7 protein-coding genes are annotated in these 12,965 nt (G+C 69.2%); 2 read left to right on the forward strand and 5 right to left on the reverse strand.

The features are described from left to right. Positions 1 to 163 precede the first annotated feature (163 nt). Both AC1RJ9_RS08310 and AC1RJ9_RS08315 read left to right on the forward strand, forming a co-directional pair. Complete coding sequence (locus AC1RJ9_RS08310) at positions 164 to 2,062, forward strand: NPCBM/NEW2 domain-containing protein (protein WP_492837647.1); 1,899 nt, start codon at positions 164 to 166, stop codon at positions 2,060 to 2,062. A 93-nt stretch (positions 2,063 to 2,155) separates the two neighbouring features. After that, on the forward strand, positions 2,156 to 3,157 hold the full coding sequence (locus AC1RJ9_RS08315; protein WP_492837646.1) for a glycoside hydrolase family 43 protein: 1,002 nt from the start codon (positions 2,156 to 2,158) through the stop codon (positions 3,155 to 3,157). A 68-nt stretch (positions 3,158 to 3,225) separates the two neighbouring features. Here the strand turns inward: AC1RJ9_RS08315 and AC1RJ9_RS08320 are convergent, their stop codons facing one another. The 5 genes from AC1RJ9_RS08320 to AC1RJ9_RS08340 all read right to left on the reverse strand — a co-directional run bounded on the left by AC1RJ9_RS08320 (position 3,226) and on the right by AC1RJ9_RS08340 (position 12,937). Further along, positions 3,226 to 4,488, reverse strand: a complete 1,263-nt coding sequence (locus AC1RJ9_RS08320) for a DUF3422 domain-containing protein (protein ID WP_492837645.1) — start codon at positions 4,486 to 4,488, stop codon at positions 3,226 to 3,228. A gap of 98 nt (positions 4,489 to 4,586) precedes the next feature. Beyond that, complete coding sequence (locus AC1RJ9_RS08325) at positions 4,587 to 6,509, reverse strand: sialate O-acetylesterase (protein WP_492837644.1); 1,923 nt, start codon at positions 6,507 to 6,509, stop codon at positions 4,587 to 4,589. A gap of 28 nt (positions 6,510 to 6,537) precedes the next feature. Then, positions 6,538 to 9,246: a glycoside hydrolase family 3 C-terminal domain-containing protein gene (locus tag AC1RJ9_RS08330; RefSeq protein ID WP_492837643.1), complete on the reverse strand. Its 2,709-nt coding sequence runs from the start codon at positions 9,244 to 9,246 to the stop codon at positions 6,538 to 6,540. A 35-nt stretch (positions 9,247 to 9,281) separates the two neighbouring features. Continuing rightward, positions 9,282 to 11,396, reverse strand: coding sequence for a right-handed parallel beta-helix repeat-containing protein (locus AC1RJ9_RS08335; protein ID WP_492837641.1), 2,115 nt, complete (start codon positions 11,394 to 11,396; stop codon positions 9,282 to 9,284). Further along, the gene (locus AC1RJ9_RS08340; RefSeq protein WP_492837640.1) at positions 11,393 to 12,937 is read right to left on the reverse strand and encodes a tryptophan halogenase family protein; all 1,545 of its coding nucleotides are present in this window, start codon (positions 12,935 to 12,937) and stop codon (positions 11,393 to 11,395) included. Before AC1RJ9_RS08340 ends, AC1RJ9_RS08335 begins: the two co-directional genes overlap by 4 nt. Between the last annotated feature and the right edge of the window lie 28 nt (positions 12,938 to 12,965).

Here is a 12,965-nt window from a genome sequence, read left to right on the forward strand (position 1 = left end):
GCGAGGTGGAGCGCCAGGCCAGGGAACGCTTGGCCGGACGTGCGCGCGACGGAGCGTATGTTGACGGCTGATTTTGTCAGAGTAAACATCGCGCTCACAGTGAGCGTTTGGGCTGCGACAGCCGAGCCGTTCAGCAACCGATAAAAAGACGGCGCGGGAAACGATGAGGAAGCTGCTGACCGCGGGGGTGATCGCCGCGCTTCTTGGACCGTCCGTCGCCGCGGCGCAGAGCGATCCTTTGGCGCCGACCGGACGCTGGACGGCCTATACCGCCGGCCGCGCGGCCACGCCGCCCATGGGGTGGAGCACCTGGAACGCCTTCGCCACCGACATCGACGAGGACAAGATCCTCGGCTCGGCGAAGCAGATCGTCGACAGCGGCCTGGCGGCCAAGGGCTATCGCTATATCAACATCGACGACGGCTGGGCGCTGAAGCGCCGGATGCCGGACGGGCGGATGATCATCCGCGACGACAAGTTCCCGTCGGCGCGCACCGGCGGCGACGCCCCCAGCTTCAGGCCATTTACCGAGAAGCTCCACGCCATGGGGCTGAAGGCCGGCATCTATTCCGACCTGGGCCGCAACACCTGCTCCGAAGCCTATTCCCCGACCGATGACGACCTGCCCAAGGGGACCGTCCTGGAGCGCGAGGTCGGCATTTACGGCCGCATCGACCAGGATATCGCGCTTTATTTCAAGGACTGGGGCTTCGACTTCATCAAGGTCGATGGCTGCGGCCTGCGCGACTACGGACCGCAAAGCGAACGCGTCCGTTCGGGCAAGTTCCGGGCGCTGGGACCATTCCTGGATTCCGGGGCGGTGACGCGAACCGACATCCCGGCGATCCAGGCGATGTTCCGACAGATCAATGTCGCGCTGGCTCGGGAAAATCCGGACGGCGACTACCTGCTGTCGCTCTGCATCTGGGGGGCGGCCAATGTCCGCGCCTGGGGCAAGGACTATGGCGGCCTCTCGCGCACCAGCGACGATATCTCGCCGGCCTGGGGGCGGTTGCTGGTCAACTACGATACGACCGTGACGCGGTCGCTCTACGCGCACCCCGGGTCCTGGAACGACCCGGACATGCTGCACATCGGGGCCGGAGATTTCGACGCGGACCACCTGACCGAAGCCCGCTCGCACTTCGCATTGTGGGCGATGCTCAACGCGCCGCTGCTGATCGGGACCGACCTGCGCAAGACGCCCAAGGCGCTGCTCGATATCTTCGGCAACGCCGATATCATCGCGCTGGACCAGGATCCAGCCGGCAACCAGGCGACGCTGGCGCACGACTCCAGCGACCTGCAGATCCTGGTGAAGACCCTGGCGTCGGGCGACAAGGCCGTGGCGATCTTCAACCGGGGCTCGGTCGACTATGACGTCGACCTGAACGCGACCCATCTGAAGTTCAGCGACGACGCGCCGATCGCGTTGACCGACCTGTGGAGCAAGCAGCAGACGACGTTCACCAAGCGGACCAAGCTCCACGTCAAGCCGCGCGAGACCCTGATCTTCCGCGCGCACGGCGCGCGCGCGCTGCAGGGGGGCTATTATCTCTCCGAGCAGCCGGGCAGCGTGAACCCGGCGGTCGATGGCGTCGTCGATCCTACGCCCGATCCCTCCATCTTCCGCACCGCGGCGGGCTGGGGCGGCACCGGCGGCCCGGGCGACCGGCCGTCCTATGCCGGCTGGGGCGGCGCGCGGGCCGACAGCGCTCCGTACGGCCAAGTGCTGCGTGTCGCGGGGAAGCCGTTCGCGGCGGGCATCGGCATCCTCGCCAACTCGCGGATGGAGGTTCGGAATAACGGGGCGCGGCGCTTCACCGCGATGGTCGGCGTCGATGACAGCGCCAGCGACAAGGCCGCCGCCGTGACCTTCGCCGTCTATGGCGACGGCAAGCTGCTGGCGACCAGCAAGCCGGTCAAATGGGGCATGGCGGCCCAGCCGATCTCGGCCCCGGTCGCCGGCGTGAAGCTGATCGAGTTGGTGGCGCGCAGCCCCCGTGGCGACAACCAGCGCTTGCCCGTGACCTGGGGTGAAGCGGCGCTTCTCGAGCGCTGATCAACCCGGCGGGAAACCCGGGCGATGGTGGTTCGCACCGCGCCTGGGCGGCGTTTTCATCAGAGAAATATTAGGCGTTGGGGAGACGGTCGGATGGTTTCGAAAATTGCGGCGCTCGCGTTGATGGCGGCCCTGGGCATGGCGACGCCAAGCGCGGCCGGCGATGAAAAAGCGCCCGCGCCAGGCTCGAACCCCATCTTCCGGGACAGGTTCACCGCTGATCCCGCGCCGCTGGTTGTCGGAGATCGCCTCTTTCTCTATGTGGGCCACGACGAAGCCCAGCGTGACGAGATGTTCAACATGCGCGAGTGGCTGGTCTACTCGACCACGGACATGAAGACGTGGACGGCCTACCCACCGATCATGAAGGCCACGGACTTCAAGTGGGCCAAGAAGGACGCCTGGGCCTCGCAGGCGATCGAGAAGAACGGAAAGTTCTATTTCTACGCCGCCGTCGAGCATGACAACACGCACCCGGGCAAGGCGATCGGCGTGGCGGTCTCGGACTCGCCCACCGGCCCGTTCGTCGATGCGCGCGGGTCGGCGCTGATCACCAACGAGATGACCCCGAAGGGGTCGCACAGCTGGGAGGACATCGATCCGACGGTGTTCACCGACGACGATGGAACCACCTGGATCGCCTGGGGCAATCGCTCCTGCTACATCGCCAAGCTCAAGCCCAACATGATCGAGATCGACGGTCCGATCACCGAGATCACGCCGCCGCATTTCGAGGAGGGCCCTTGGCTGCACAAGCGCGACGGGACCTACTACCTGACCTATGCCTCGCTCGACCGAAGCACCCAGCGCGACGAGCATGTATCCTACGCCACCGCGCCCGCCATCACGGGTCCCTGGACCCCTCGGGGCCTCCTGACCGGCTCAGGCAAGTACAGCTTCACGATCCATCCCGGCATCGTCCAGTTCAAGGGCGAGTGGTATGTCTTCCTGCACAACGCGACCCTCGCGGTCGGCGACCAGAGCGGGGCGATCGGTCGCCGCGCCGTGACCGTCGAACGCCTTCGCTACAGTCCCGACGGCGCGATGCCGCCGGTCGTGCAGACCGAGGCCGGGGTTTCGGTCCCAGCCCGCTAGAGTATTTTCCGACGAAGTGGAGACCGAGCGTCGTCAGAAGAGCTCTGGCGGCGCGCTGATCAGACGGGTCATCCGTCGCCCCGATCGATCAGGCGCTTCTTGCGCCGGTGCAGGCTGGCGGCGACGGCGAGCAGCACCAGGGGAACCAGCGCCGAGAGAACCTGTTCGCTCGCGCCCGGCCAGCCGTGCAACCAGGGCTTCAGGAAATAGCCGAGCAGGCCCAGCACGTAATAGCCGACCGCGAAGATCGACAGGCCCTCGACCAGGCCCTGCAGCTTGGCTTGCAGCTGGAGGCTGGCGCCCATGCCGCGCAGGGTCTCCTGGTTCTGGCGGTCCAGGACGATGCCCAGACGGGCCTGCAGAAGATCGCCACAGCGCGCGACGCGCACCGAAAGGTCGTCCAGCCGCCGGTCGGCCGCCTCGCGGGTGCGCATGGCCGGCTGCAGCCGCCGCGCGATGAACTCGCTCATGGTCGAATAGCCGGGAACATGGCGCTCCCGCAGCGCCTCTAGCCTGTCCAGGGCCAGGCGGTGATAGGATTCCGTCGCGCCGCGCCGGAAACGGCTGTGGGCGGCGCGCAGCTCTACCTCGGCGGAGAGTTTCAGGAGGCTGTCCAGCACCGCCTGGCTGTCCTCGCCGCTGGCCAGGCCGCTGGCGATCGCCGAAAGCCTGGCTTCGGCGCCATCCAGCCAGGCCAGGAGCTCGCGGGCGGGCGGAAAGCCGATCAGCGCCAGCTTCCGATAGTTGCCGATTTCCAACAGCGTCTGGACCAGGCGCGAGACCTCATCATTGGCCAGGGCGATGTTGTGGACGTGGATACGCCCCGTGCCGCCTTCGCGCAGGCGAAAGTCCGTCCAGATCCGCGCGGCCCCGTCGAAGACCTCGCACGAAACGCAATGGGCCAGGTCGATATGCCGGTTCAGGATCGCCTCGGCCGGCGGCTCGGCGTCCGGCGCGGAGACAGAGATCTCGACGCCCCTGAACACCTGACCCGGCGCGCCGTCCAGCCAGAAGCAGTCCTCGCCGACGTTCGTCTCGAAGCCAAGCTCCGGGCCCAGCGGGCCGTAGGTGAACCGGCTCCAGGTCGAGAATTCCTGATGCCGCTCCCACAGCCAGCCGCCGGCCGGGCTGGTCACCAGGATCCTGCCGACGGCGGGATCCTGGCCTGGCGCGAACAACGCCACGAAGGCCGCCTCGGACGCCCGTTCGTCGGCGCCCACCAGGAAGACCCACTGGCGCAGCCTGACCGGCGCTTGCTCCAGCGGCAGGGCGCGCAGATGCATCAGTTCACTCAGCGCCACCCTGAGCGGATGATCCCGGCTATCCGTCACGTCCTTACCCCATGCTCCCGGATCGTTGGCCTATGTTCAATGTTACCGGTCACATAAATCTAGCCAACTTGTCCGCCGCCGTCACCCGCCTTGCCGGGTTAGGGAACCTTGATCTCGAACGAGCCGACAGCCCGGCCGGCCTGGTCGAACAGGTTCACCGTCGGACTGTCCGCCCAGGCGTAGCGCACGCGCCCTATGGCCCCGCCGTCGCCTCTCAGCGTGACCTTATCGCCAGCGACATGGCCGGGGGCGTATCGGCAGGCGCCGTCCGCGCCGCAAAGCTCGAAGCCGATGGCGGTGTCGGCGCCGCGGGCGACCAGGCCGCCGGCGGCGCCCGCGAACGTCAGGATGACGCCGCCGTCGGGCGCGCGCTCGGCGGTCGCGATCCGGGGACCGGCGGCGACGGCTTCCCCATAGGCAAGGACCCGCAGCGCGTCCGCCGCGCGACGGCCGACCTCCTGCTTTTCGCCGGGATGGATGTCGTAGGGATCACCGAGGTCGAGGGTGACGACGACCGCCGCGTGGCCGTCGGTTTCGGCGGCGCGTCGCTGGGCGTCGCGCACGCCGGCCCAGCCGCTTTCGACGGGCTTGCTCGCGCCGGCGCCGTAGGCCGACAGCTGGATGATCGCGAACGGCAGGGTCGGGGCTTCGAACTGGCGGCGCCAGTCGGCTATCATCGCCGTGAGGCGGCGCTCGTAGCCGGGCAGGCCCGTGTCGGACTCGCCCTGGTACCAGAGCGCCCCGGCCAGCCCGACCGGCCCAAGGGGCGAGATCATCGCGTTGTAGAGGACGCCCGCGCCGTTGATGTCGTCCCAGGGCGCGCGGGGGGCGTTGGTCTTGGGCCGTCCCGCCAGGGCGTAGCGCCAGCCGGTGTCGAGCGGGACCGAGGTCCCGTCGTCCAGCTGAAGGCGCATGAGCTCGGCGGGGCCCGCCAGGCCGCCATCGGCATAGACATTGTCGTCGTTGACGGTGATCCGGTTGCGCCCGGCGACGAGCGTGCCCGGGGCCAGTCGGTAGCGGCGTGGGGCGCCGATGCTGGATCCGCCGACGGCCTTGCCATTGACCCAGGTGCGATCGGCGTCGTCGATCAGGCCCAGCGACAGGACGGCGCCTTGCGCGGCCTGGGCCGGGGTCAGGTCCACCGTCTTCTCGAACCAGACCATGCCCAGATACTTCGTCATCTCAGGCGCGCCCCAGCGCCCGAAATAACTGATCGCGGGAACGGGCGACCAGGCGGGATGCTCGCCGCGCCAGGGTTCGTCGGCGCCCGCGAGACCGGAGTGGTCGCGCCACCAGGTCTCCCACTGACGCGCGACCATGGTCTCGGCCGCCGCCGCGTCGCGCGCATGGAGCGCCAGCGCCTTGGCTTCCAGGTCCAGGCCGCCGGCGCGGAGGCCCTCGGGCGCCATCCAGGCGGAAATCCGCGAGCCGCCCCAGCTGGAATGGATCAGGCCGATCGGCGCCTTGGTGGTCCGCCGCAGGTCCTGGCCCGCGTAGAAGCAGACGGCCGAGAACTTGGCGATCGTCCCGGGCGTGGCCGCCGCCCAGGCCGGCGGGACGTCGAATCGGTCCTTCGGCGTCTCCGCCAGCTGCTTGCCGACCGTCATCAATCGCATCTGCGGATCGGCGGCGCCGGCGATCTGAAAGCTGTTCTGAGACTGCTCGGTCGACAGCTCCATGTTGCTCTGGCCCGAGCAGAGGAAGACGTCGCCGATCAGGAGGTCGTTGACGAAGGTCTGGCCGCTCGGCGCGTCGACCAGCATCTGGTAGGGACCGCCGGCGGCGAGCGGCGGCAAGGCGACGCGAAAGCGGCCATCGCGATCGGCCTGGCCCGTGGCCGAACGCCCCGCCAGATTGACCAGGACCTTCTCGCCGGGCGCGGAACGGCCTGTGACGATGATGGGCCTGTCCCGCTGCAGCACGGCGTGGTCGCCGACCGCGCCCTCGAGCCTGGGCGCGGCGCTCGCCAGCGTCGGGAGGAGGAGGGCGAGGGCCCCGGTGATGGTCGCGATGGTTTTCACGCTCTTCTCCTGATCCGCCGAGGCCGGTCTATTTCGCCAGCGCCACGGCGGCGCCGACCGAGAACGGGGCCGACTGGCTCGGGACCCCCGTGCCCGGTTGGCCCGATCCGACGCTGACGCGATAGGCGCCGGCCGCCACGCGGCGATCACCCTCGGGGGTCACCGAACTGAGATCGCGCGGCGACAGGGTGAAGGTCACCTTGCGGGACTCGCCGGGCTTGAGCGCCACGCGCTGGAAGCCGCGCAGGGCCACGCGCGGCGCGCCGGGCGTGTCGGGGAAGTTCAGATAGAGCTGAGCGACTTCCTCGCCCGCCCGCGCGCCGACATTGCGCACGGTGGTCGTCACGCGAACGCCCTGGTCCGCGCCGCCCGGCAGGGGCTCGACCGTGACCGGCGCGTAGTCGTAGCGCGTGTAGCTGAGACCAAAGCCGAACGGATAGACCGGCTCGCCCGTGAAGTAGCGATAGGTGCGACCGGCCATGGCGTAGTCGCCGAAGGGCGGCAGGTCGTCGATCGAACGGTAGAAGGTCAGCGGCAGGCGGCCCGACGGATTGGTCTTGCCCGCCAGCACGTTGGCGACGGCCAGGCCGCCGGACTGGCCCGGATACCAGGCCTCCACGATGGCCGAGGCGTTGGCCTTGGCCCAGGCCAGGTTCACCGGGCTGCCGTTCAGGGTCACCACGACCAACGGCTTGCCCAGGGCCTTGGCCTGTTCCAGCAGCTTCTGCTGATCGGCCGGCAGGTCCAGGGTCGTCTTGTCGCCGCCCTTGAAGCCGGGGACCTCGACCGGGGACTCCTCGGCCTCCAGGTCGGAGGTCAGGCCAACCACGGCGACCAGCACGTCGGCCTGGGCGGCCGCCCTCTTCAGCTCGGCGGTCGGATCGTCGGACACGCGCTTCCAGACCAGATTGACGCCGGACAGGGCGTGGGACTCCGAGACGATCTCGATCGGATAGCGATGGCCCTTTTCCAGGCGGATGGTCTTGAGAGTCGGCAGGCTGGCCCAGCCGGCCTTGCGCAGGTCGGCGAAGGGCTTGCCGTCGAACTTGAGCTCGCCGTTGAAGCCCGCCAGGCCCAGGCGATAGGTTCCGCTCTCGGGCGGAACCAGGAAGCCCGTCCAGACCACGCGGTGGTGGTCGGAGACCGAGGCCAGGTCCAGGCTTCGCGAGGCGATGTCCGGCTCGACGCGGGTGACCATCGGCTTGTCCTGGTAGCGCATCTTGGCCACCGCGTCGCCGAAGGTCCCCGGCTCGAAGCGCGTCGGCGGCGGCTCGACGGTGTTGTAGTAGCGGGCCAGCAGGCCGGGCTTGCCATCCGGCGTGACCAAGGCCGTGCTCGGCACGCGATCGCCGTCGGTGAAGGAAGCGCCGAACGGCGCGTGGACGATCTTGGCCGACGGCATGGCGCGGCGAAGACCGTCCAGCACCGAGATCGGCGGCGCGGACAGGGCCGAGGAATAGTTGCCGCGCAGGACGCGGGTCGCGTCGGCCAGCGGGCCGATCACCGCGATGCGCAGGCCGGGCTTCAGGGGCAGCAGGCCGTCGTTCTTCAGCAGCACCAGGCTCTTCTCGCTGGCGGCTAGCGCCAGGGCCTCATGCTGGGGCGTCATGACCGAGGCGACCGGCGCCGGTCGGGTTTCGACTGCCCGCACCCCGGGCAGGTCGCCGACCCGCAGGCGCGCCGAATAGAGCCGCACCAGCGCCTGGTCGACGTCGGCCTCGGTGATCAATCCGCGTCGCAATGCCTCGGCGTAGGGCTTGGCCAGGCCCGCGGTGTCGGTCAGGGTCGCGCCGTTGCATTCGTTGTCGACGCCCGCCCGCATCGCCGCGGCGACGGCCGTGGCCGCATCGGGCGAGTACTTGTGATTGTCGGCGATGTCCTTGACCGCGTCGCAGTCGGAAACGACGTAGCCGTCGAACTTCCAGGCCCCGCGCAGATGGTCCTTCAGCAGCAGGTCGCTGGCGCAGGCCGGCTGGCCGTCGATGCGATTGTAAGCGCACATCACCGATCCGGCCTGGCCTTCGGTGATCGCGGCGCGGAAGGCGGGCAGATAGGTGTCTTCCAGATCGTGGCGGGAGACGAAAACATTGGCGCCGTGTCGGGTCGACTCCGGCCCGCTATGGACCGCGAAGTGCTTGGGCGTGGCGATGACGCGGGGCAGGTCGGCGTCGGGCCCCTGAATGCCCTCCACGAAGGCCACGCCGATGCGCGCGGTCAGGAACGGGTCCTCGCCATAGGTCTCCTGGCCGCGGCCCCAGCGCGGATCGCGGAAGATGTTGATGTTCGGCGACCAGGTGTCGAGGCCCGTGCCGATGCGTCCCATCCGGCCGGTCTGACGCGACAGGATGTGCAGATCGCGGACCTCGGTGCTGATCGCGGCGGCGACGTCCTGGACGAGGCCGGTGTCGAAGCTGGCGGCCAGGCCGATCGGTTCGGGGAAGTTGGTGGTCGGCAGCGTCCCCAGCGCGCCGTGCAGCGACTCCGTCCACCAGTTGTAGGCCGGGATCCCCAGCCGGGGGATGGCCGGGGCGGTGTTGAGCAGCTGGTCCAGCTTTTCCTCGATGGTCATCCTGCCGACCAGCTCGGCGGCCAGTCGGTCGGCCTTGGCGCGGACGGCGGATGTTTCGGGCTTGGCCGGGGCGACGGGCGCCGAGAGGGCGGAAGCGGGCGCGCTCAAGGCCAGGCTCGCGCACAGCGCCGCGCTGGCGGCGCATTGAAGCCAGGATGACTTGGACATGGAAGAAGACCTCATGATGGGCGTCCAGGCTGTGTTCAGGGCTTGGCGAGGCGGGGACCGGCGCGCGCGATCACCTCCCGAGCGGGCGCGGGCCAGGCCTGACCCTCGACGGCGACATTGTCGATCAGGCGATTGTTGGCGTAGTCAGACCAGGATCCGTTGGCCTTGCCGCCGTTGCGCCAGTTGCCGCGCGCGACGTTGTCCGCCGCCGTGCGGCGCGGATAGGCGCCGTCCAGCGCGTTCAGATTGACCCACAGGCCAAGGCCATCGAAGACGTTGTCGCGCACCGTGACGTATCGCGACCCTTCGTCCAGATAGACGCCGATGCCGCCGGGCACGTCGTAGACGTGGTTTTCCGCGATCAGGGCGCCGGGGTCGGCCGACAGGTGATAGATGGCGCCGCCGTCGGGGAACCAGCGCTTCACCCCGTGCACGCGATTACCGACGATCACGGTGTCGCGCAGGGTGGTCGGCGTGTCGTAGACGCGATTGCCGGGCTGGTCGTAGTAGCCGCGCCCCAGGCTCATATAGGCGGTGTTGCCGCCGGGGTCGTTGACGCCCCAGCCCCAGCCCACGTCGATGCCGTCATAGGGCGCGTCCGAGACCTCGTTGTGCAGGATCACGGCGGCGGTCGCATAGGTGACCAGGATCGCGGCCTGTTCCCGATAGACCTGCGAGACGCCTTGGATGGTGTTGTCGCGGATGATGATGTCGCGCACGGCCTGCTCCGGTCGCCCCGGGTGGTGCGCGTCGGGCGAGACGCCGCCGACCATGATCGCGCCGCCGGCCAGGTCGTGGAAGCGGCTGCGGACCACCTCCACCGAGCGCGTCTCCAGGCCCGCCCCGCTCAGATTGGCGCTGGCGTCGTTGCCGATGCCCAGGGCGATCTGGCCAAGGTGCGCGAATTCGGCGTCCTCGAAGACGATGCGCGCGGCCGCGGCGACCTGAACCGCCGCCGGCTGCTGCCGCCATTGGTTCCGCATCCCCTCGAAGGCCCAGCATCCCCAGCTGCAGTCGCGGATCGGATCGCTGGGATAGTTCGGGACCTGGCCCGACAGGAAGGCGCCGCTTTGTTGGCTAGCGTAGCCCTCGGCGCTGGAAGGGCCAAGCCAGCTGGTGTGGGCGAAGCCGACGCCGGCGAATTGCAGGTCGCGCACGGGCTGGCCAGGACGGCCGGCGATCGAGACCAGGGCTTCCAGGCGCGGCATGACCACCCGGCTCGAGGCCATGACCTCGCCGTCGCGCGGCTTGTAGTAGAGCTTGCCCTGAGCGGGATCGGCCCACCAGTCGCCGCCAGCCCGGACAAAGGCCAGGGCGTTGCCGATGAAGAAGCGCGCCCTGTCCCCCGAGACCGGCCGGGCGAAGGTGTCGTAGCCGATCAGATTGTTGCGCCAGCCCGGCTGGGCCAGGACGATGTGGTCGCCCTGGATGCTCTCGACCCTCGCGCGACGGTCGGTGAAGAAGCCGGTGTTCTCCACCTCCAGCCGCGCCTGGTCGGGCAGATCGGCGAGAAAGCGCCAGGCCGGATCGACGATCTGGATGCCCCCGTCGTGGAAGGCGAAGGCCTTGCGGGGCGCCTCGACCGCGGCGCGATGCGCCAGCCGGTCATTGACCCAGATCTGGCGCGGATCGGCGCCGCGCGGGATGTCGGCCACCCAGATGTCGCGCGCGGCGTCCGCCTGGCGCCAGCCTTCGACCGGCTGGCCGCCCGACAGGACGGGCCGCGCGCCCTTGGCCGCTTCCCAGCGAACCACAAAGCCATCCTGGCCGCCGTCCTCGACCGAAAAGCGCAGCGGCTTGGCCGGGCGATAGACCCCGTCCGCGAGCCGCACCGTGACCGAATGGGTCTTGTTGACCGACCGCACCGCGGCCTGGGCGCGGGCGAGGGTCGCGAACGGGCGGCCGGGCGCGCCGTCGGCGGCATCCGAGCCGCCGGGGGCGACCTCGAAGATGACGGGTATGGGCGCCGGGCGTTCGTGGATCTCGACCGACGAGAACGCCTTTTCGGAGTTGGGCCGGTCGGCGGCCGTGATGACGGGGATGTTGGGCGCCGGCGGTAGCTGCGCGCCGTGGGCCGCTCCGCTCGCCAGGACGACGGACAGCAGGGCGGCCGCGCGACCGCGATGAAAGAGCGATGTATCGCGCGTCATACCGGCTGCAGGCCGTGCTCGACGATCTTGCGGATGAGGTCGCGGTGCTTCGGCAAGCTGGACAGCAGGCGATCGCTTTGCAGGGCGTTCTCGCGCAGAGCGCGTTGAGCCAGCGCCGCCTCGTCGGCGAGCGCGGCGACCTCGACCTCGGTGCGGAAGCCCATGCCGTAGAGCACGTACTGATAGCTGGCCGAGGGAAACACCTCGTCGGCCCGGTCGAACTCCTCGTGCAGCCAGGGCGGCTGGTGACGCCACAGCAGCAGCAGGTCCGACAGGCGCTTGGGGATGGTCGCCGGGTCGCGGTTGTCGCGCCAGAAGGCGGTGTCGGTCCTCTGGCTCAGCACGTAATGCAGCTTGAGGAAGTCGATGATCCGGCCCCAGCGGTAGTGGGTCGTGGCGTTGAAGCGTGAGGCCACGATGTCCATCACCTCGCGGCAGGCGGGCATCTGCTCGGCGATGAGCTTGGCCGACAGTTCGATCAGCACGATGGCCGAGGCTTCCAGCGGTTCCAGGAAGCCCGCCGCCAGGCCCACGGCGACGCAGTTGCGCTTCCAGAAGGTTTCGCGGTGGCCCGAGCGGATGGTGATCTTGCGCACCGGCAGGTCCTTGCCGGTCGGGCCGAGATAGGCCCGCAGCTCGCGCTCGGCCTCGTCGTCGGAGATGTGGCGACTAGAATAGACGTGGCCGGTCCCCCGGCGGGTCGGCAAGCCGATATCCCAGATCCAGCCGGCCGATTGGGCGGTCGAGATCGTGTGGGTTGAGATTGGGCTGTCGGGACGCTCGTAGGGGATCTGGACGGCCAGGGCGGTGTCGCAGAACAGCACGTCGCCGCAGTCGCGGAACTTCACGCCCAGGGTCTCGCCCAGCAGCAGCGAGCGGAAGCCGGTGCAGTCGACGAAGAGATCGCCCTCGATCTCGCCGGCCTGTTCGGTGACCACGGCGCGGATGTCGCCGTCCTCGGCCAGAGCCACGCCGCGCACGTCGGCCAGGACATGGCGGACGCCCAGCTTGTCGCAACAGTGGCGTTGCAGGAACGGCGCGAACTTGCCCGCGTCCAGGTGGTAGGCGTAGTTGGCCGCGCCTTGATAGGGCGGGGCGGTGATGGTCTTGGGCCCCAGGCCCTCGTCGCACAGGCGGCCCTGCGGACAGACCGCGTCGCAGAAGCTGCCCGCCGCGCCGCCGGCCAGCCAGTGGGGGGCCAGGTTGATCTGTCCGAAGCTCTGGGGCAGCACCAGCGGGTGATAATAGGCGTCGTCGGGCTCGCCCGTGGTCCAGCGCGCGAACTTGGCGCCCTGTTTGAAAGCGGCGTCGCACTCGCGGAAAAAGTCGGTTTCGGAAACCCCGATCTTGGACAGGGTCGTACGCAGGGTCGGCCAGGTGCCTTCACCGACGCCGATGATCGGCGTGGTCGGCGACTCCACCAGGGTCACCGTGAAGCCGGTGGCCTGCCGCGCGCGATGCTTGGCGGCGATCACGCCGGCGGTGAGCCAGCCCGCGGTCCCGCCGCCGACGATGACGATATTCTTGACGGGACGGACCATGGCCTATCGAAGAAAAAGCGACTGGGAA

The sequence above is a fragment of the Caulobacter sp. GW822-FHT07D08 genome, assembly GCF_058798735.1.